The following is a 20417-nucleotide window of genomic DNA, read 5'->3' on the forward strand; positions in this document are numbered from 1 at the left end:
GTGTGGAAAGCTGGTGTTGCATCGGCCTCGAAGCGGGCATCGGATGCCCGGCGAGGCCGCGCGGCTCTCAGTTTGGATCGGGCGGCAATTCGGTGAAGCGCGGATCGACCTCGGCCGGAACCTGTTCAGCTACCTGCTGCGCCTTGATGTGCTGATACACCGCCTGCACCAGATGCTCGCAGCCCTCGCGCGTGAGCGCGGAGATCTCGAACACCGGACCCTTGAAGCGCATGCGCTTCACGAAGTCCTTGATGCGAGCCGCGCGCTCGTCGCCGGGCACCATGTCGAGCTTGTTGAGCACGAGCCAGCGCGGCTTCTCGTAGAGCGCGGTGTCGTACTTCTTCAGCTCGCCGACGATGGCCTTGGCCTGCGCCACGGGATCGACGGACTCGTCGAACGGTGCAAGATCGATCACGTGCAGCAGCAGGCGGGTCCGCTGGAGGTGACGCAGGAACAGGTGGCCCAGGCCGGCCCCTTCCGAAGCGCCTTCGATCAGGCCGGGAAGGTCCGCCACCACGAAACTCTGCTCCGGGCCCACGCGAACCACGCCGAGATTCGGATGCAGCGTGGTGAAGGGATAGTCCGCAATGCGCGGGCGGGCGTTCGAGATGGCGCTGATCAGCGTCGACTTGCCCGCATTGGGCATACCGAGCAGGCCGACGTCGGCAAGCACCTTGAGTTCGAGCTTGAGGCTTTTCTTTTCGCCGGGCCAGCCAGGCGTTTTCTGGCGGGGAGCGCGGTTGATGGCGCTCTTGAAGCGCATGTTCCCGAAGCCGCCGTCGCCACCCTTGGCAATGGTGATGACTTCGCCTTCTTTCAGCAGCTCATACAGCACTTCGCCGGTTTCGGCATCGCTGATGATGGTGCCGACGGGCATCTTCAGGACGATGTCGTCGCCGGCCGCGCCGAACATGTCGGAGCCCATGCCGTGCTCGCCGCGCTTGGCCTCGTGGCGGCGCGAATAGCGGAAGTCGACCAGGGTGTTGAGGTTGGAATCGGCCACCGCGTAGACATGGCCGCCGCGGCCGCCGTCGCCGCCGTTGGGGCCGCCGAATTCCTTGTATTTTTCATGACGGAACGACACGCAGCCGTTGCCGCCATCGCCAGCGGCGATGTCGATGAAGGCTTCGTCGACGAACTTCATGGGGTATCCAGTGTACAAATGAAGAAGCCCCGGCAAAGCGGGGCTTCGAGCTGATCGAAGTGACCTGGGCTTATGCCGGGGTCACGTTGACCATGTGCTTGTTCAGTGCGCCCTTGACGCCGAACGACACGTGGCCGTCGACCAGTGCGAACAGCGTGTGGTCCTTGCCCACGCCGACGTTCACGCCGGGGTGGAACTGGGTGCCGCGCTGGCGCACGATGATCGAGCCTGCGCTGATCAGTTCGCCGCCGAAGGCCTTCACACCGAGCATCTTGGGCTTGGAATCGCGCCCGTTTCGCGTTGAGCCGCCGCCTTTTTTCTGTGCCATGGAATCTGCTCCTTAGCCGGCGATCGCGCCGATTTGCAGTTCGGTGAACTGCTGGCGATGGCCTTGACGTTTCTGATAGTGCTTACGACGGCGCATCTTGAAGATGCGAACCTTGTCGTGCTTGCCGTGCGACAGTACCGTGACTGTCACCGTTGCGCCGGACACCAGGGGCGTACCGACCTTGATTTCGCTGCCGTTGCCGACTGCGAGAACCTGATCGATCACGATTTCCTGGCCTACATCCGCAGCAATCTGTTCTACTTTAATTTTTTCGCCGGAAGCAACGCGATACTGCTTGCCGCCGGTTTTTATGACCGCGTACATGTGAACCTCTTGGGAAATGAGCTCTACGGCGAATTCCGCAGAGCCCTAGATTCTAGCACGGTTTGCACGCGCTAACATGGTTTGGGCCCAGGCGGGCCTCGGACGGCCGCCGGCTCGTCCCTATAATCTGCGCCTTCCGGCCTTGTGCCGCCGCTACCTTCCGTACTCAGACGCGCCGCGCGCAAACGCCTTGCCAGTTCACGCCGCCGATACCTCCCCCACCGCCACCGTGCTGGATTTGATCGCCGGCGACATGGTCGAAGTCGACCGTGTGATTGCGCGGCGCCTCGATACGGGCGTGCCCCTGGTCAGCCAGGTTTCCAAGTACATCATCTCCGCAGGGGGAAAGCGGCTGCGCCCGGCACTGCTGCTGCTCATGTCGGGAGCCCTTGGGTACACCGGCGAGCAGCGCTTCAACCTGGCGGCGGTGGTGGAGTTCATCCACACCGCCACGCTGCTGCACGACGACGTGGTCGATGAATCGACCCTGCGGCGCGGGCGCCCCACGGCCAACGAATCGTTCGGGAACCCGGCCAGCGTGCTGGTCGGCGACTTCCTGTACTCGCGCGCTTTCCAGATGATGTTGGATGCGAACAACATGCGCATCATGCAAATTCTGGCCGAAGCGACCAACGTGATCGCCGAAGGCGAAGTGTTGCAGTTGATGAACATGCATGACGCCTCGCTGGACGAAGCCGCCTATCTGCGCGTGATCCGCTCCAAGACCGCCAAGCTTTTCGAAGCCAGCACGCGGCTTGCCGCCGTTCTGGCCAGCGCCACGCCCGAAGTCGAGGAGGCCTGCGCCACCTACGGCCAAGCGCTGGGCACGGCGTTCCAGGTCATCGACGACGTGCTCGACTATGCCGGGGATGCGCATGAAACAGGCAAGAACGTGGGCGACGACCTTCGTGAAGGCAAGACCACGCTGCCACTGATCTTCGCCATGCGGCGCGGCAACGCCGAGCAGGCCGCACTGGTGCGCGCGGCAATCCAGGCAGGCGACACGGCCCAACTGGGCAAGATCGTGGAAATCGTCCATAGCACGGGGGCGCTGGAAGCATCGCGTGCCGCCGCCGCCGACGAAGCGAAACGTGCGATTCACGCACTGCGCGACTTTCCGTCCAATTTGCACGCCGACGGTTTGCTACAATTGGCGGCTCAGTTGCTTGAGCGACGTGCCTGAACACCTCACAAGAGTTGGCAAGGACGACTTCTCTCTTTTTGCAACCAATCGGGGTGTAGCTTAGCCTGGTAGAGCGCTACGTTCGGGACGTAGAGGCCGGAGGTTCGAATCCTCTCACCCCGACCAGTCTCTTAGGCTGGCACCAATAATGCCCGTGCCTGTTGCTGTGTAGCGATTTACAGGACGCGGGTGTTCAGCGATGATCGTGAAGCATTTTTTCACATCTTTTGCAATTCGCTGAATGGCTGCCGCCGAACTTCCTGTTAAAGAAAACACGCAAATCGCCCTTCCGGGCCTTGCGCGCGCATTGGTTTCGGCCGGCAAACTCCCTGCAAAGACAGCGGAAGACATCTATCAGAAGTCGCTGAGCAGCCGAACCAGCTTCATTGCCGAACTGACCGGCAGCGGCGCCGTCTCGGCCGCCGACCTGGCCCACACGCTTTCTTCCGCCTTCGGCGCCCCGTTGCTCGACCTGGACGCAATCGACCACCAGCGGCTGCCCAAGGACCTGCTCGACCCGAAGCTGTGCCTTGCATACCGCATCGTGGTGCTCAGCAAGCGCAACAACCGTCTCATCGTTGCAACCGCGGATCCCTCCGACCAGCAGGCGGTGGAAAAGATCAAGTTCGCGTCGCAAATGGGCGTGGACTGGGTCATTGCCGAATACGACAAGCTGTCGCGAATGATCGAGGCCGCCGCTGTCAGCGCGTCGGAAACCCTCAACAATATCGTCGGCGGCGGGGATTTCGAGTTCGACGACGTCACGGCCGATACCTCGGGCGATACGAACGAGCAGGCGGCCATCGCCGAAGTCGAGGATGCCCCGGTCGTCCGGTTCCTGCACAAGATGCTGCTCGACGGCGTCAGCATGCGCGCATCGGACATTCACTTCGAACCCTACGAGCACAACTACCGGGTGCGCTTTCGCATCGACGGCGAACTGCGCGAGATCGCCAGCCCGCCGACGCTCATCAAGGACAAGCTGGCCTCGCGGATCAAGGTCATCTCCCGGCTCGACATCTCCGAAAAACGCATTCCGCAAGACGGGCGCATGAAGCTCAAGATCGGCCCGGACCGCGTGATCGACTTCCGCGTGAGCACCCTGCCCACGCTGTTCGGCGAGAAGATCGTGATCCGTATCCTGGATCCGAGCAGCGCGCGCCTGGGCATCGATGCGCTCGGTTACGACGCGGATGAAAAGGAACGGCTGCTGAATGCAATCGGCCGTCCCTACGGCATGGTGCTGGTGACGGGCCCTACGGGCTCCGGAAAAACGGTGTCGCTCTACACCTGCCTGAACCTGCTGAACCAGCCGGGCGTCAACATCGCCACGGCAGAAGACCCGTCTGAAATCAACCTGCCCGGGGTGAACCAGGTCAACGTCAACGAACGTGCCGGACTCACGTTCGCCGCCGCGCTGCGCGCCTTTCTCCGGCAGGATCCCGACATCATCATGGTCGGTGAAATCCGGGACCTCGAAACGGCCGACATCTCGATCAAGGCCGCGCAAACGGGCCACCTGGTGCTTTCGACGCTGCACACGAACGACGCGCCGACCACGCTCACGCGCATGCGGAACATGGGCATCGCACCGTTCAATATTGCGTCGAGCGTCATCCTGATCACTGCGCAGCGGCTGGCCCGCCGCTTGTGCCATCTCTGCCGTGCGCCGGCCGACGTGCCGCGCCAGGCCTTGCTCGACGCCGGCTTCAAGGAAGAAGAGCTCGATGGCTCCTGGAAGCCCTATCGCCCGGTCGGCTGCTCCGCGTGCAACGGCGGCTACAAGGGTCGCGTCGGCATCTACCAGGTGATGCCGATCTCCGAAGCCATCCAGGCCATCATCCTGCGCGACGGCAGCGCATTGGACATTGCGCGCCAGTCCGAAGCCGAGGGCGTTCGCTCGCTGCGGCAGTCGGGGCTCAGAAAAGTCATGCAAGGGCTCACCTCACTCGAAGAAGTGGTGGCGGTCACCAACGAATAACGAACACACCGTAAGAAATCGGAGATCGAATGGCAACAGTGGCATCCAAGCGCACTTCAAACACACTCAAGGAATCTGTCTACGAGTGGGAAGGCAAGGACCGCAACGGCAAGCTGGTGCGCGGCGAACTCCGTGCCGCCGGCGAGAACCAGGTGCAGGCCGCATTGCGCCGCCAGGGCGTTCTTGCATCCAAGATCAAGAAGCGCCGCATGCGCTCGGGCAAGACGATCAAGCCCAAGGACATCGCGATCTTCACGCGCCAGCTGGCAACAATGATGAAAGCAGGCGTTCCGTTGCTGCAGTCGTTCGACATCGTGGGCCGGGGCAACGCGAATCCCAGCGTTGCCAAGCTGCTGAACGACATCCGCAGCGACGTGGAGACCGGAACCTCGCTTTCGGCGGCCTTCCGCAAGTTTCCGAAGTATTTCGACAACCTCTATTGCAACCTGGTGGAGGCCGGCGAAGCCGCCGGTATCCTGGAAGACCTGCTGGACCGTCTTGCCACCTACATGGAAAAGACCGAGGCGATCAAGTCCAAGATCAAGTCAGCGTTGATGTATCCCACATCGGTGGTGGTCGTGGCGTTTGTGGTGGTCGCCATCATCATGATCTTCGTAATCCCGGCGTTCAAGCAGGTGTTCACTTCCTTCGGTGCGGACCTTCCCGCACCCACGCTCTTCGTGATGGCAATGAGCGAATTCTTCGTCTCGTACTGGTGGCTGATCTTCGGCGGAATTGGCGGCGGCATTTACTTCTTCCTGCAGGCCTGGAAGCGCAACGAAAAAGTGCAGCGGGTGATGGACCGCGCATTGCTGCGCGTTCCGATCTTCGGAACTCTCATTGAAAAATCCTGCGTGGCCCGCTGGACCCGGACCCTGGCCACCATGTTTGCCGCCGGCGTTCCGCTCGTCGAAGCGCTCGACTCAGTGGGTGGCGCCTCGGGCAACACCGTTTACGGAGACGCCACGGCCAAGATCCAGCAAGAGGTCTCGACCGGCACCAGCCTCACCACGGCCATGACCAACGTCAACCTGTTCCCCTCGATGGTGATCCAGATGACGGCCATCGGTGAAGAATCCGGCTCCATCGACCACATGCTGGGCAAGGCCGCCGACTTCTACGAGTCCGAGGTGGACGACATGGTGGCCGGCCTCTCGAGCCTGATGGAGCCCATCATCATCGTGTTCCTGGGCACGATCATCGGCGGCATCGTGGTGTCGATGTACCTGCCTATCTTCAAGCTGGGCCAAGTGGTTTGATGCTGGTTTCGCGGGAGTTCGATGCCGCTTTGGCGGGCGTGCTGGGCCTATTGGTCGGCAGCTTCCTCAACGTGGTGATCTACCGTACCCCGGTGATGATGTACCGCAGTTGGCTAGCGGACGCTGTGGCCAATCTCATGTCGTCCAAGGATGCGCCTTCGCTCTGGACGCTGGTGTTCGGGCCTAAATCAGCGCCTCCCGCAGGGCTCGAAGCAGCGGCCGACAAGGCCGCCTTGGCCATCGAGAACCTGCCGCCTTTCAACCTGGCTCAGCCGGCTTCGCGCTGCGGGGCTTGCGGGCACAAGATCCGGTGGTACCAGAACATTCCGGTGCTGAGCTACCTGGTGCTGCGGGGGCGTTGCGCCGCCTGCAAGACGTTCATCAGCCCGCGCTATCCGCTGGTCGAACTGATCACGGGTGCGCTCTTCGCCCTTTGCGCCTATCGCTTCGGCCTGACACCCACCGGCGCACTCTGGGCAGCGTTCGCGGCGCTGCTGGTGTGCCAGTTCCTGATCGATTTCGATACGCAGTTCCTGCCGGACACCCTCAACTACCCGCTGCTCTGGCTGGGACTCATCGGCGCGGCCATGGGGTGGACTGGCGTTGCATTGAGTTCAGCGGTCTGGGGCGCCGTGTTCGGCTACCTGAGCCTCTGGCTTGTGTACCATGGCTATCGCCTGGCCACAGGCAAGGAAGGCATGGGATATGGCGACTTCAAACTGCTGGCTGCTTTGGGCGCATGGCTCGGGGCCGACTACCTCATCGCCATCGTCCTGGTTTCTTCGCTGGTGGGCGCGGTGATCGGCCTCACGCTGCGGCTTGTCGGCAAGCTGGCGCACAAAGACATTCCGATGGCGTTCGGCCCCTTCCTCGCCGGTGCGGGCCTGGTCTGCCTCGTCGCGGGCCCTGACGTCGTGCGGCAGTGGATTCCTTTCGCCTTCCCGCTCGGCCCATTCATCCGTTGAAAAAGCGCGTGATGCGGCGCATCGGGTTGACGGGCGGAATCGGGAGCGGAAAAAGCACTGTCGCGGCGTTGCTGGTCGCCGAGGGCGCTGTGCTCGTCGACACCGACGCCATCGCGCGCCGCATTGCTGAACCAGGGGGATTGCGATGCCCGCCATCGAAGCCGCCTTCGGCCACTCCGTGATTGCGCCGGATGGCGGCCTCGATCGCGCCGGCATGCGGCAGCTCGTGTTCGCCGACAGCGGCGCCAGGAAGCGCCTCGAGTCGATCCTCCACCCGCTGATCGGCGCCGAAACGGAACGCATGGCCACGGCCGCAGGGCAGGCCCCCGTCGTCTTCGACGTTCCGCTCCTGGTCGAATCCGGCCGGTGGCGCGCCAACGTCGACAGGGTGCTCGTGATCGATGCGACCGAGGACACGCAGCTGCGCCGCGTCATCGCGCGCTCGGGCTGGACGCCTGACGCCGTGCGCGCCGTGATCGCCCAACAGGCTCCGCGCAAGCTGCGCAGAGAGGCCGCGGATGCGGTCATTTTCAACGAGTCGCTCTCCCTGGAGGAACTCGGCCGAGAGGTACGGAGTCTCTGGAAGCTGTGGGCTTCGCCCGGCACGCGATAATTCGAGACTTGCCGCAGCAGCGGCTGCACAACGATCAAGACAGAGAAGGCGCCACCGGGGTGCCATTCCCCGCGATGCTTTTCAACTCGTATCCCTTTATTTTTGTCTTCTTTCCGCTGGTCCTGATCGGTTTCTTCCTGATCGGCAAGCGCAATGCCCGGCCCGCCGCCGGATTTCTCGCCCTGGCATCGCTGTTCTTCTACGGCTGGTGGAGCGTCAAGGCCCTTCCGCTGCTGCTGACGTCGATCTGCATCAACTATTGGTTCGGCCTGCGCCTGACGCCCGCCCCAGGGCGCGACGAGCGCAAGCGAAAGTCCCTGCTGATCATTGCGCTGGTGGTCAACCTCGGCGTGCTCGCGATCTTCAAGTACGCCAATTTCTTCGTTTCGAACGTGAACGACGGACTGGCCGCGGCGGGCCTCTCGCAGATCCCGCTGCTGCACATCGTGCTGCCGATCGGCATCTCGTTCTATACCTTTACCCAGATCGCCTTCCTGGTCGACTGCTGGCAGGGCAAGGTGCATGAGCGCAGCTTCATTCACTACGTGCTGTTCGTCACCTACTTTCCGCACCTGATCGCCGGCCCGGTGCTGCATCACGCGCAGATGATGCCGCAGTTCGGCAACCCGGCTACCTACCGGGTGAACGCGCGCAACATCGCGCTCGGCTTGGGCATCTTCACTTTCGGCCTGGCCAAGAAGATGCTGATTGCCGACCCGCTCGGGCAGTACGCGGACATGATGTTCAAGGGCGTTCACGAGGGTGTGTTGCCCTCGCTGTACACCGCATGGCTCGGTGTGCTTGCGTATACGCTGCAGATCTATTTCGACTTCTCGGGCTATTCGGACATGGCGGTCGGCCTGTCGCTGTGCATGGGCGTGCAGCTGCCGCTCAACTTCCGCTCACCGTACAAGTCGACCAACATCATCGAGTTCTGGCGCCGCTGGCACATCTCGCTCTCGAATTTTCTGCGCGACTATCTCTACGTGCCGCTCGGCGGCAACCGGAAGGGCCCGGCCCGGCGCTACCTGAACCTGTTCCTCACCATGCTGCTGGGCGGCCTGTGGCATGGCGCCGCATGGACCTTCGTGATCTGGGGCGCGCTGCACGGCCTCTTCCTCATGGTCAACCATCTCTGGAACGCCACGGTCCGGCGCGGCAAGACAAGCTCGTCGCGCCTCGGCCGCGCGCTCGGGTGGTTCATCACCTTCCTGTGCGTGATGATTGCGTGGGTGGTGTTCCGCGCCGACAGCATGACGGCCGCCATCGAGATCTACAAGGGCATGCTGGGCATGCACGGTGTGATTCCCAGCGCTTTCGGCGAGTTCAAGGTGCCGTTCCGCAAGCCCGAGTTCTTCCAGACCATGCTGGCCGGCCTCGTCATCTGCCTGGCGCTGCCCCCGACCATCACGCTCGACCGCTGGATTCCATCCGTCGCCGCGCTGGCCGGGCGCCCCGCGCTCAACCGCATTGCAACAGCGCTGACGGCGTTGGGATGCGTTTTCCTCTTCGGCCTGTGCGTGTCGAAATTCGGCAACTACAGTCCCTTCCTCTATTTCCAGTTCTGACATGGAAGACACGAAACCGGCCCGCATGTGGCTCGCCATCTTCGCAGCAGGCTTTCTCGTCTGCTGCGTGCTGCTGGTCATCAGCCTGCTGTCCCCGATTCCCTATGGCGACCTGACTCGCATCGGGCGAATTTCCGAGCGCGAATTCGGGTGGCGCCATCCGCCCCCGCCCATTCCGGACGCCAACATCAAGGCTTTTCCGATCCAGGAAGCCGATGTGCTCGTGATCGGCGACAGCTTTTCTGTCCGCTATGCCTGGCAGTCGGAGCTGGTCGGCGCCGGCTACCGCGTTGCGACCACGCATTGGGACAAGACCGGGCCGATGTGCAGCGACTTTTCGGACTGGGTGCGCAAGTCCGGCTTCAAGGGCAGGGTTGTCATCATCGAAAGCATCGAGCGCCTGCTCCAGGGGCGCATCGAGGAGTCCAAGGAATGCGCAAGCATGAAGCGCCCGTTCGTGCCTTCGCCTCCTCCGTTCGAAAACCCGTCCAAGCCTGCTCTTACCGGCTTTCGTCTGAATTGGGACGCGGAACTGCTGAGAGGCTGGCTGACCTATCGCAATACCCGAGCCATTGAACGCTCCGAGAGCTGGACCAACACACCCGACCGCTGGGGCCCTCTCATCGATGCACGCACGGTGCCCGACGGCTGCAAGCAATTCAGCCACGTCGCCTGCAACAAATTGCTCATGACCGCGGAAGACCGGTTGATGGACCCGCTCACCGCGGACTCCGCCACCTTCATGGCAAAGTTCACCGAAAAAATGGCGCCATCCCTGCGCGTCATCTGGATGGTCGTGCCCAACAAGAGCACGGTGTACCTTGACCAGAACCATGCCGCCGCGTTCCGCAGCACGTTCAACGACCTGAAGATCGGGCCGGATCTTTTTACACTGTCCGAGCAGAACCGCTTCAAAATCACGGACTTGTATCCTGCCAACGAAACGCACGTCTCCACCGCCGGCTATCTGCTCTTCGGTCAGCGTATGCTGGAGGCTGTACGTGAAGTGCAGCCCACCCCGGCGGCCGCGAAATCGCCTTGAACTCGTCCCTCACATGAACCCGAACGCGTGATCCTCTACGAGTACCCATTCAACGAGCGCATCCGGACCTACCTGAGGCTGGAGCATCTGTTCCGCCGCCTCGGCGAACTGGTGCCCGCCGAATCCGCGCTCTCCCATCATTTCGCCCTGGTCACGATTTTCGAGATCATGGACGTTGCCGCGCGCGCCGACCTCAAGGCCGACGTGATGCGCGATCTCGAAAAGCACAAGAACGTCTTCAACAGCTACCGTGGCAACCCGGCGATCGCCGAGGCGGCGCTGGACCAGGTCGTCACCCAACTCGAGCGCAATTTTGCGGCGCTCAACAGCGTCTCCGGCAAGGCCGGCCAGGCGCTGACCGAAAACGAGTGGCTCATGAGCATCCGCAGCCGTGCCGGCATTCCGGGCGGCACTTGCGAGTTCGACCTGCCCGCGTACTACGCCTGGCAGCACCGCAGCACGGCAAGCCGGCGCACGGACCTGGAGCGCTGGTCGGGCACGCTCGCGCCGCTCGCCGAATCGATCTACCTGCTCCTCAAGCTGCTGCGCGAGGCCGACGTGCCCTACAAGGTGATCGCCACCCACGGGCAGTTTCAGCAGAACCTCCCGCAGGGGCGCAGCTTCCAGCTGCTGCGCCTGCGGATCGACTCCGGCACTCGGGCTGGTGCCCGAAATCAGCGGCAACCGGCTCATGGTTTCGGTGCGAATGATGCGCCACGAGGCCGACGACCGCCTGCACCAGAGCACGGAAGACGCCGCCTTCGAACTCACGCTCTGCGCCTGAGCGCAGCAGCGCGCCAAGACACACACGCCATGAGCAACGGCAGGACCCACAACGACATCGGCGAGCGGATCGTCCGCTGCCCGGCCTGCGGCGGCGACAGCATCTACGCCGCCAGCAACCCCTATCGGCCCTTTTGCAGCGCGCGTTGCAAAGGCATCGACCTCGGCGCATGGGCCAACGAAGAATTCAGGATGCCCGCCGAAGAGCCGCCGGACGACGAACCCTTCGGCGATCCAAAGCTGAAGCAGTAGCTGGCTGCGGCGGCCGCCGCGCTATTTCTTCAGCGCTGCGCTGCCGTCGCTCAGCAACGCGCGGTCCATGTAAGTCGCGAAGGAGCGCGTGTACTTGGGCCGCAGATGGCCGGCGTCCTTGTATGCGGGAGCGCCATCGGGCATGGTGCGCAGGCACTGGCCATCGGCCGTGCACAGGTTGGCGACCGCATCAATCACCTCCACGCCGCTCGCAATGCCTATCTGCCGCAGCTTGTCGTTCAGTTCGCGCTGGTCCTGCAGTATCGGCAGCGTCGGCATCGAGCTCGTCACCTTCATGGATGCGAGCCGGCTGCCTTCCAGCAGACGCTTCGGCTCGAAATCGGGGCTCACGGGAATGTCGAGCAGCAAATAGACCTTCTTGCCCTTGCTCGACAGTTCGCGCAGCAGCTGGCCGAGCGAGTCGAATGCCAGCGCCATGCCGTCGCCGCCGCGGAACTGATGCGCCGCGCCGCTCGCATCACGGAAGTAATAGCCCGGCGCGCCGCCGGCGATGAAGTAGCAGTTCCAGCACCCGCCGATCACCACCGTGTCGATCTCGGGGCTGCGGGCAAATTCCAGCACCGCGGTGCGCCGCTCGGCGCAGCCTATGTTCGCGTCGGCATAAACACCGGGAATCGGCGGGCAAGACCCCTGCGTCGCGAAGTAGATGGTGTTGGCCTTGTCGGGCACCGTGCGCGCGAGCTCCTCAGCGCGAGGACCATATTGCTGCACATGGCTGTCGCCGATCAGCAGGCTCTTGCGTGGACCCTTGCCCACCCGGTAGAGCAGATGCCGCCCGATTTCGTAGTTCTTGAAATCGTCGTAGTAGCCCACGTCCGCGGCTGCCTCCGATATCTGCTGCAGACGAATGTCGTGATGGCGCGGCTGCAGCACGCCAGAGAACACCACCAGGCCCAAGACCACGAGCGCAATGCCCAAGCCAGCAAGCCAGCGCAGCAGACCGGGGCTGGTGCGCGTACGCGTGTAGCGCTCGACGAACCGATAGGTCAACCAGGCCAGCACCACGCTCGCGACGACCGCCCCCGCGCGTACTGGCAGCGACGGCATTCCATCGCTCAGGATGCGCGCATAAGCGAGCAGCGGCCAATGCCACAGATAGAGCGGATAGCTGATGAGCCCGATCCACACCATCACGCGGTTCGAGAGCAGGTACTTGTTCAGGAAGCCCGTGGGGCCGGCCGCAATGCAACTCACCGCCCCCAGCGTGGGCAGCAACGCCCACCAGCCGGGAAAGGCCTTGTCGCCGCGGATCATCACAAGCCCCAGTCCGAGCAGGCCCACACCGACGAAGGACTGCACATGGCTGCGCAAGCGGCTCGGCGCAGCGGGCTTCAGACGCATGCACGCGAGAATGCCGCCCACCATCAGCTCCCAGAAGCGCGAAGCCGGCGAATAGAAAGCCGCGGTGCGAAACGGATGGATCGTGAGCACATTGACGAGAAATGACACCACCGCAATCGCGAGGATCACGCGGATCATCGGCCAGCGGCGGCGCTAAGCCACGCCCAGCAGCACTGGCCAGAAAATGTAGAACTGCTCTTCGATGCCAAGCGACCACAGATGCAGCAGCGGTTTGGTTTCCGCAGCGGTATCGAAATAGCCCGCATCCGCCCAGAACACGAAATTGGCAAAGAAGGCCGCGCCACCCGTGACCTGCTTGCCCAGCTGCGCGAACTCGTCGGACAGCAGCATGTACCAGCCGAAGCACAAGGTGGCCAAGAGCACCAGGATCAGGGCTGGGAAGATGCGCCGGATACGCCGGGCGTAGAAGTCGCGATAGCTGAAGTCGCCGGCCACCTGGCTCTGCAGGAGGATGGTCGAGATCAGGAAGCCCGAGATCACGAAGAAGATGTCGACACCGATGAAACCGCCGGGCAGCACACCCGGAAACGCGTGATAGATCACCACGGAGGCCACGGCAATGGCACGCAGGCCGTCTATGTCCGGTCGGTACTTGGGATGTAGCATCTATTGGAGTCGTTGAACGCGCTGTGGCGGTTCTGATTGTTTTGGGCAGGCCTACGCGGCCGACCCGGCGGCATGAGGAAGTCCGCGCTCCTCGGCCAGCCATTCAAGCACCGGCATCGCGCCGGGCAGCACGGGCGTCACGTCCAGCGGCAGCTGCTGCCAGCGCATTTCCTGCCCTTCGCGCATTTCGAATTCACCGCTCCAGGCCGTCACCTTGCACCAGTGCAGCCGCACCAGCGCATGCGGGTAGTCGTGCTCGGTGATCTTCCAGACCTCGGCACCCCCGATGGTGATGCCGAGTTCTTCCTGCAGCTCGCGCCGCAGCGCCTGCTCGACCGTTTCGCCCGCCTCGATCTTGCCGCCCGGAAACTCCCAGAAGCCGGCGTATGCCTTGCCCTCGGGACGAGTCGACAGCAGCAGCGCGTCGTCGGCCACGCGGATCAGCACGCCGACGGCCACCTCGGTGTGCTTGCGGCCCCCGGGTTGCGGCTGCGCGCTCATGCGCTGGCCCGTCCGGCGTAGTCGCGCGCGAACTGGTAGGCCACGCGGCCGCTGCGCGAGCCGCGCTCGAGCGCCCAGACCAGCGCCTCGGGGCGTGCCGCCTCGATGGCAGCCTGGCCCACACCGAAGGACGACAGCCACTGCGCAACGATGGCCAGGTATTCGTTCTGGCTGAATGGGTAGAAGCTGACCCATAGGCCGAAGCGCTCCGACAGCGAAATCTTCTCTTCGATCACCTCGCCCGGATGCACTTCGCCGTCCTCGGTGTGGGTGTACGAAAGGTTGTCCTTCATGTATTCGGGCAGCAGGTGGCGCCGGTTGCTGGTCGCGTAGATCAGCACGTTGGGCGTGGCCGCCGCAATCGAGCCATCCAGGATCGACTTCAGCGCCTTGTAGCCCGGCTCGCCTTCGTCAAAGCTCAGGTCGTCGCTGAACACGATGAATTTCTCGGGCCGCTGCGACACCACCTCGACGATGTCCGGCAGGTCGGTCAGTTCGGCCTTGTCGACTTCGATCAGGCGCAGCCCCTGCGGCGCATAGGCCTGGAGGCATGCGCGAATGAGCGACGACTTGCCCGTGCCGCGCGCGCCGGTCAGCAGCACGTTGTTGGCCGGCTTGCCTTCGACGAACTGGCGCGTGTTGCGCTCGATCTTTTCCTTCTGGACGTCGATTTCCTTCAGTGAATCGAGCGCCATTGCGGCCACGTGCTTCACCGGCTCGAGCACGCCATGGCCCGAGCTGCGGCGCCGATAGCGCCAAGCGATCGACGCGTTCCAGTCGGCAGGTGCAGCCAGCGGCTGCGGCAAGATCGATTCGATGCGGCCGATCAGCTGCTCGGCGCGCTCGATCAGCTTCTGGAACTGCTCATTCATGACCTGTAGTCGGCGTTGATGGTCACGTAGTCGTGGCTCAGGTCGCAGGTCCACACCGTTTCGCTCGCGTTGCCGCGGCCCAGGCCGATGCGCACCGTGATCTCGCTCTGCTTCATCACGCGCTGGCCGTCTTCTTCGCGGTACGACGGGTTGCGCCCGCCTTTCACCGCCACGTGCACGTCGTCCAGGAACAAGTCGATGCCTGTCTGATCCAGGTCGGCAATGCCGGCATAGCCCACGGCCGCCAGGATGCGACCCAGGTTCGGGTCGCTCGCAAAGAAAGCGGTCTTCACCAGCGGCGAATGCGCCACGGCATAAGCCACTTGCCTGCACTCTTCCGGATTGCGGCCGCCCTCAACCTGGATGGTGATGAACTTGGTGGCGCCTTCGCCGTCGCGCACGATGGCCTGAGCCAATTGGCGCGCCACGTTCTGCATGGCAGCCACGAGTGCCTGGCCCTCTGCCGATTCCAGCGAGGTGATGGTTGCGTGCGCAGCCTTCTGCGTCGCGATGACCACGAACGAGTCGTTGGTCGATGTGTCGCCGTCGATGGTCACGCGGTTGAACGAAGCGTCTGCCAGACGCTTGGCCAGCGGCTGGATCAGCGACGGGTCGATCTTTGCGTCGGTGGCCATGAAGCCGAGCATGGTCGCCATGTTCGGGCGGATCATGCCGGCGCCCTTGCTGATGCCGGTGATGGTGACCGTGGCACCGCCGACCTGGACCTGCTGGCTGAACGCCTTCGGAATCGTGTCGGTGGTCATGATGCCTTCGGCCGCACGCGCCCAGTGGTTCTCCGAAGCGTCAGCCAGCGCGGCGGGCAGGCCGGCTTCGATGCGATCCACCGGCAGCGGCTCCATGATCACGCCGGTCGAGAACGGCAGGATCTGCTCGGGCGCGATTTCGAGGTGGCGCGCCAGTGCGATGCAGGTGGAGCGCGTGCGCATCAAGCCGTCTTCGCCCGTGCCGGCGTTGGCGTTGCCGGTGTTGATGACCATGGCGCGAATGCCGTAGTTGGCCGCCAGATGGTCGCGGCAGACCTGCACCGGCGCCGCGCAGAAACGGTTCTGGGTGAACACGCCTCCAACCGCCGAGCCTTCGTCGATCAGCACGACGGTCAGGTCCTTGCGGTTGGCCTTGCGCACACCCGCTTCGGCCACGCCGATGCGGACGCCGGGCACCGCGAACAAGGCGGCAGGATCAGGAGCGGACAGGTTCACGGGCATGGAGGTTTCTCTTCCGGAGTTTTCTGGGTCAGCTGAGCTTGCCGTGGCACTGCTTGTACTTCTTGCCACTGCCGCAGGGGCACGGGTCGTTGCGGCCGACGCGCGCAAAGGCAGCCGCCTCGGCGCTGAGCGTGCCCAGCCCCAAGCCCGCGGCCGCGATGCGGCGCTGGTTTTCTTCGTCGAGGCGAACCTCGACTTCGCCGGTTTCGGTCGGCGCGCTGTAGGTGATGTTCGAAACGTTTTCGCCGCGGCTCTCGAGCGCGTCCGCCGCCTGCTCGAGCTGCTCGCCCGACTGCACGCGCACCGTCATCAGCTGGCGCGTGACTTCGTTCTTGACCGAATCGAGCAGCTGGCCGAAGAGCTCGAAGGCTTCGCGCTTGTATTCCTGCTTGGGCTGCTTTTGCGCATAGCCGCGCAGGTGGATGCCCTGGCGCAGGTAGTCGAGCGAAGCCAGGTGCTCGCGCCAGTGCGTGTCGATGCTCTGCAGCAGCACCATGCGCTCGAACTGGGTGAAGTTCTCCTGGCCGATCAGCGCCACCTTGGCGTCGAAGGTGTCGTTGGCGGCCTTCACCACCTTTTCAACGATGTCTTCGTCGCTCACGGCCTCGGCGGCCTCGACTTCGCTCTTCAAGGGCATGTCGATGCCCCACTCGTTGAAGAGCGTCTTCTCCAGGCCCGCCAGGTCCCATTGCTCCTCGACCGATTCGGCCGGCACGTACTGGCGCACCAGGTCGACAAAGCAGCCCTCGCGCAGCGCCGCGATCTGCGCCGTGAGGTCGGCTGCGTCGAGGATGTCGTTGCGCTGCTGGTAGATCACCTTGCGCTGGTCGTTCGACACGTCGTCGTATTCGAGCAGCTGCTTGCGGATGTCGAAGTTGCGCGCCTCGACCTTGCGCTGCGCGCTTTCGATGCTGCGCGTGACAATGCCCGCTTCGATGGCTTCGCCGTCGGGCATCTTGAGGCGATCCATGATCGCCTTCACGCGGTCGCCCGCAAAGATGCGCATCAGCGGATCGTCCAGGCTCAGGTAGAAGCGCGAAGAACCCGGGTCGCCCTGGCGGCCCGAACGGCCGCGCAGCTGGTTGTCGATGCGGCGCGACTCATGGCGCTCTGTCGCGATGATGCGCAGGCCGCCGAGCGACTTGACGAATTCATGGTCCTTGGTCCACTCGGCGCGGATGCGTGCCACTTCGGCCTGCTTGGCAGCTTCGTCGAGCGACTCGTCGTTCTCGACCGCCTCGATCATCTTCTCGATGTTGCCGCCCAGCACGATGTCGGTACCGCGGCCCGCCATGTTGGTCGCGATGGTGATCATCTTCGTGCGGCCGGCCTGCGCCACGATGTCGGCTTCGCGCGCATGCTGCTTGGCGTTGAGCACCTGGTGCGGGAGCCCCGCCTTGGTGAGCAGGCCGTCGATGATTTCGGAGTTCTCGATCGACGATGTGCCCACCAGCACCGGCTGGCCGCGCTCGTAGCATTCGCGGATGTCCTGGATGGCCGCTTCGTACTTTTCGCGCGTGGTCTTGTAGACGCGATCGAGCTGGTCTTCGCGCTTGCTGATGCGGTTCGGCGGAATGATGACGGTCTCGAGACCGTAGATTTCCTGGAACTCGTAGGCCTCGGTGTCGGCCGTGCCGGTCATGCCGGCCAGCTTGCCGTACAGGCGGAAGTAATTCTGGAAGGTGATCGAGGCGAGCGTCTGGTTCTCGGCCTGGATCTGCACGCCTTCCTTGGCTTCGACGGCCTGGTGCAAGCCGTCGCTCCAGCGGCGGCCCGTCATCAGGCGGCCGGTGAATTCGTCGACGATGACCACTTCGCCCTGCTGCACCACGTAATGCTGGTCGCGGTGATACAGGTGCCGTGCGCGCAGCGCGGCGTTCAGGTGGTGCATCAGCGTGATGTTCGCCGGGTCGTAGAGCGAGGCGCCTTCGGGCAGCAGCTTGAATTCGCTCAAGAGCTGCTCGGCCTTCTCGTGGCCGTCTTCGGTCAGGAACACCTGGTGCGTCTTCTCGTCGACCGTGAAGTCGCCCGGCACCGTGACGCCTTCGCCCGTGCGCGGATCGGCTTCGCCTTCCTGCTTGGTCAGCAGCGGCACCACCTTGTTGATGGCCAGGTAGAGCTCGGTATGGTCTTCGGCCTGGCCGCTGATGATCAGCGGCGTGCGCGCCTCGTCGATCAGGATGGAGTCCACCTCGTCGACGATGGCGTAGTTCAGCGCGCGCTGAACCCGGTCGCCCGGCTCGTACACCATGTTGTCGCGCAGATAGTCGAAGCCGTATTCGTTGTTGGTGCCGTACGTGATGTCGCTCGCGTAGGCCTGCTGCTTTTCCTCGCGCGGCATCTGCGGCAGGTTGATGCCCACCGTAAGACCCAGGAAGTTGTACAGGCGGCCCATCCACTGGGCGTCGCGGTTGGCGAGGTAGTCGTTCACCGTGACCACGTGCACGCCGTTGCCCGACAGGGCATTCAGGTACACGGGCAGCGTGGCGGTCAGCGTCTTGCCTTCGCCGGTGCGCATTTCGGCGATCTTGCCGTTGTGAAGCGCCATGCCGCCAAGCAGCTGCACGTCGAAATGGCGCATCTTCATGACGCGCTTGGAGCCTTCGCGCACCGTGGCAAAAGCTTCGGGCAGCAGGGCATCGAGGGTTTCGCCCTTGGCGATGCGGTCCTTGAATTCCTGAGTCTTGGCGCGCAGCCCGTCGTCGGTGAGCTTCTCGAATTCGGGTTCCAGCGCATTGATGCGCTCCACCGTCTTGCGATACTGCTTGAGGAGCCGGTCGTTGCGACTGCCGAAAATCTGGGTCAGGAAGTTGGTTGCCATTGGCGTGGAGATGGGCGTGCACCTGACACAACAGGCACTGCGACCGGATTCCCTAAGATATGGTGAAAGCAGTTGGGCGCGCCTTCTTCGAATGCAAGCCTCGAAGAAAGCAAGCGGCTCCAGACCGGATCTGCCGGCGCAAGCGTCGGCAAACCGGGCATTTTAGCTGCCCTTGTTCCACCCTCCGGATTACCCATGAATCGCCGCTCCGTCCCGCCCGTCACGCTGCACCAGGCCGCCGAAGGTTCGCCGACCCTGGCGAGCCTGATTGCGCGCGCGCGCGACTCCGGCGACCGACTGCGGGCGGTCGAGGGATTGATCCCGCCGGCCATGCGCCCGGCCGTGCAGGCCGGCCCGGCCGAGGGGGATGTGTGGTGCTTGCTGGTCAACGGCAGCGCCGCGGCCGCCAAGTTGCGCCAGCTGTCGCCCATGCTGGTCACCCGGCTGCGAAACCGGGGCTGGGACGTGAACACGATCCGGATCAAAGTCCAATCCGGGCGCTGAAAGAAAAAGGCGGCCGACCGGGCCTCCGCCGCCCAGGCCATCCCCATCGCGTCTATTGCGGTTGAAGCCCGATGTCGTGTGCCACCTTCTGCCAGCGCTCGGCCTCCGCACGCATGAAAGCACGCAACTCGCCCGTGGTGGAACCCTTCAGTTGCACGCCGAGGGACGTCATGCGCTCCCTCACCGACGGATGGTCCAGCGCAGCGATGGCTTCGCGCCGCAGCCGCTCGATCACTTCCAGTGGCGTGGTAGCGGGCGCAACCAGTGCCCACCACTGGTCGATCTCCATCCCCTTGAGTCCGCTTTCCGCCAGCGCGGGCACCTCCTTGAGCCCCGGAAGGCTCACACGTTGCGCGCTCGTCACCAAAAGCGGGCGGATCCGGTTGGCACCCATCAAGATGGAGCCGCTGGCCAGCGTTGCGAAGTGCCCGCCCACCGTACCCGCCGCCACGTCGGTAAGCGCCGGCGCCGATCCGCGGTACGGAACCATGTTGAACTTGATCTTGGTGCGGCTCGCCAGCAGCTCGGCCGCCAGATGGCTCACCGTGCCGGCTCCGCTGTGCGCAATGGCCGGCGGCATCGGTCGGGCAGCAGCCGTCTTGATGAAGGTCTTGAAGTCGCGACTGTCGTCGTCCATGCCCGCAAAGAACACGAGCGGGGAGGTGCCGATCATCGTCACCGGCGTGAAGTCGCGCAGCAGGTCGTAGGGCAACCGCGCCGTTACCGCGGGCGCAATGGCGTGCGGCAACTCGACAATGGCCAGCGTGTAGCCGTCGGGCGCGGCCTTGGCCGCCGCCTCGGTGCCGATCTGGCCGGCCGCTCCGGGCCGGTTGTCGACGATCACCGTGCTGCCGAGCGTCTGGCTCATGCGCTGCGCCATGGCGCGCGCAATGGCGTCGGTGCTCCCGCCCGCCGCCCACGGCACGATCAGCTTGATGGGCTTGTCGGGAAAGGCCGCCCAGGCGCGCTGCGCCGTGGCGCTGAAGAGAGCGGCCGAACCGGCAGCCAGGAAGGCGCGGCGTTGCATTGCTTGCATGGTTTCGATTCCTTTGGGTAACTAGG

The 20417-nt window shown here is 63.9% G+C and carries 18 protein-coding genes, 1 tRNA gene and 2 pseudogenes; 11 read left to right on the forward strand and 10 right to left on the reverse strand.

Annotated features, from left to right (window positions below):
- Nucleotides 1-67 precede the first annotated feature (67 nt).
- The 3 genes from cgtA to rplU all read right to left on the reverse strand — a co-directional run bounded on the left by cgtA (nt 68) and on the right by rplU (nt 1796).
- The gene (gene cgtA / locus M0765_RS03935) at nt 68-1144 is read right to left on the reverse strand and encodes an Obg family GTPase CgtA (RefSeq protein ID WP_258502151.1); all 1077 of its coding nucleotides are present in this window, start codon (nt 1142-1144) and stop codon (nt 68-70) included.
- 70 nt (nt 1145-1214) lie between these two features.
- Nucleotides 1215-1472: a 50S ribosomal protein L27 gene (gene rpmA / locus M0765_RS03940; protein WP_015866991.1), complete on the reverse strand. Its 258-nt coding sequence runs from the start codon at nt 1470-1472 to the stop codon at nt 1215-1217.
- A gap of 12 nt (nt 1473-1484) precedes the next feature.
- The gene (gene rplU, locus M0765_RS03945) at nt 1485-1796 is read right to left on the reverse strand and encodes a 50S ribosomal protein L21 (RefSeq protein WP_028259151.1); all 312 of its coding nucleotides are present in this window, start codon (nt 1794-1796) and stop codon (nt 1485-1487) included.
- 190 nt (nt 1797-1986) lie between these two features.
- Here rplU and M0765_RS03950 point away from each other — a divergent pair, with 190 nt between their 5' ends.
- The 10 genes and pseudogenes from M0765_RS03950 to M0765_RS03995 all read left to right on the forward strand — a co-directional run bounded on the left by M0765_RS03950 (nt 1987) and on the right by M0765_RS03995 (nt 11442).
- The gene (locus M0765_RS03950; RefSeq protein ID WP_258502152.1) at nt 1987-2979 is read left to right on the forward strand and encodes a polyprenyl synthetase family protein; all 993 of its coding nucleotides are present in this window, start codon (nt 1987-1989) and stop codon (nt 2977-2979) included.
- 49 nt (nt 2980-3028) lie between these two features.
- A tRNA-Pro gene (locus M0765_RS03955) sits at nt 3029-3105 on the forward strand.
- Nucleotides 3106-3220: 115 nt separating this feature from the next.
- The gene (gene pilB, locus M0765_RS03960) at nt 3221-4960 is read left to right on the forward strand and encodes a type IV-A pilus assembly ATPase PilB (RefSeq protein ID WP_258502153.1); all 1740 of its coding nucleotides are present in this window, start codon (nt 3221-3223) and stop codon (nt 4958-4960) included.
- A gap of 29 nt (nt 4961-4989) precedes the next feature.
- The gene (locus M0765_RS03965; protein WP_157615544.1) at nt 4990-6219 is read left to right on the forward strand and encodes a type II secretion system F family protein; all 1230 of its coding nucleotides are present in this window, start codon (nt 4990-4992) and stop codon (nt 6217-6219) included.
- On the forward strand, nt 6219-7184 hold the full coding sequence (locus M0765_RS03970; protein ID WP_258502154.1) for a prepilin peptidase: 966 nt from the start codon (nt 6219-6221) through the stop codon (nt 7182-7184). The genes M0765_RS03965 and M0765_RS03970 overlap by 1 nt, the downstream gene beginning before the upstream one ends.
- 11 nt (nt 7185-7195) lie before the next feature.
- Nucleotides 7196-7797: pseudogene (coaE, locus tag M0765_RS03975) on the forward strand (dephospho-CoA kinase).
- Nucleotides 7798-7871: 74 nt separating this feature from the next.
- Nucleotides 7872-9365 (forward strand): MBOAT family O-acyltransferase, encoded by a 1494-nt coding sequence (locus M0765_RS03980; protein WP_274708861.1) that lies wholly within the window; start codon nt 7872-7874, stop codon nt 9363-9365.
- A gap of 25 nt (nt 9366-9390) precedes the next feature.
- Complete coding sequence (locus tag M0765_RS03985; RefSeq protein WP_258502156.1) at nt 9391-10407, forward strand: hypothetical protein; 1017 nt, start codon at nt 9391-9393, stop codon at nt 10405-10407.
- Nucleotides 10408-10434: 27 nt separating this feature from the next.
- A pseudogene (gene zapD, locus M0765_RS03990) lies at nt 10435-11191 on the forward strand (cell division protein ZapD).
- A 29-nt stretch (nt 11192-11220) separates the two neighbouring features.
- Nucleotides 11221-11442 carry a DNA gyrase inhibitor YacG gene (locus M0765_RS03995; RefSeq protein ID WP_258502157.1) on the forward strand — a complete coding sequence of 74 codons (222 nt, stop codon included), beginning with the start codon at nt 11221-11223 and terminating at the stop codon, nt 11440-11442.
- A 21-nt stretch (nt 11443-11463) separates the two neighbouring features.
- On the opposite strand, the gene M0765_RS04000 is transcribed toward M0765_RS03995, so the two are convergent.
- The 6 genes from M0765_RS04000 to secA are packed head-to-tail and all read right to left on the reverse strand — an operon-like array spanning nt 11464 to nt 18851.
- Nucleotides 11464-12942, reverse strand: coding sequence for an acyltransferase family protein (locus tag M0765_RS04000; RefSeq protein ID WP_342455964.1), 1479 nt, complete (start codon nt 12940-12942; stop codon nt 11464-11466).
- A 15-nt stretch (nt 12943-12957) separates the two neighbouring features.
- A complete protein-coding gene (locus M0765_RS29145) occupies nt 12958-13431 on the reverse strand; it encodes an acyltransferase family protein (RefSeq protein WP_342455965.1) in 474 nt (157 codons plus the stop codon).
- A gap of 51 nt (nt 13432-13482) precedes the next feature.
- On the reverse strand, nt 13483-13932 hold the full coding sequence (locus tag M0765_RS04005; RefSeq protein WP_258502158.1) for a (deoxy)nucleoside triphosphate pyrophosphohydrolase: 450 nt from the start codon (nt 13930-13932) through the stop codon (nt 13483-13485).
- Nucleotides 13929-14804, reverse strand: a complete 876-nt coding sequence (locus M0765_RS04010) for an ATP-binding protein (RefSeq protein ID WP_258502159.1) — start codon at nt 14802-14804, stop codon at nt 13929-13931. The genes M0765_RS04005 and M0765_RS04010 overlap by 4 nt, the downstream gene beginning before the upstream one ends.
- Nucleotides 14801-16030, reverse strand: coding sequence for a bifunctional glutamate N-acetyltransferase/amino-acid acetyltransferase ArgJ (gene argJ, locus M0765_RS04015; RefSeq protein WP_258502160.1), 1230 nt, complete (start codon nt 16028-16030; stop codon nt 14801-14803). Before argJ ends, M0765_RS04010 begins: the two co-directional genes overlap by 4 nt.
- A 28-nt stretch (nt 16031-16058) precedes the next feature.
- A complete protein-coding gene (gene secA / locus M0765_RS04020; RefSeq protein WP_258502161.1) occupies nt 16059-18851 on the reverse strand; it encodes a preprotein translocase subunit SecA in 2793 nt (930 codons plus the stop codon).
- A gap of 195 nt (nt 18852-19046) precedes the next feature.
- On the opposite strand from secA, the gene M0765_RS04025 reads away from it, so the two are divergent.
- Nucleotides 19047-19355, forward strand: a complete 309-nt coding sequence (locus M0765_RS04025) for a hypothetical protein (protein WP_126746989.1) — start codon at nt 19047-19049, stop codon at nt 19353-19355.
- Between the two features lie 52 nt (nt 19356-19407).
- Here the strand turns inward: M0765_RS04025 and M0765_RS04030 are convergent, their stop codons facing one another.
- Nucleotides 19408-20391, reverse strand: coding sequence for a Bug family tripartite tricarboxylate transporter substrate binding protein (locus M0765_RS04030; protein WP_258502162.1), 984 nt, complete (start codon nt 20389-20391; stop codon nt 19408-19410).
- Between the last annotated feature and the right edge of the window lie 26 nt (nt 20392-20417).

Origin of the sequence: Variovorax sp. S12S4 (assembly GCF_023195515.1) — a bacterium.
In the GTDB taxonomy this organism is placed as follows: Bacteria; Pseudomonadota; Gammaproteobacteria; order Burkholderiales; family Burkholderiaceae_C; genus Variovorax.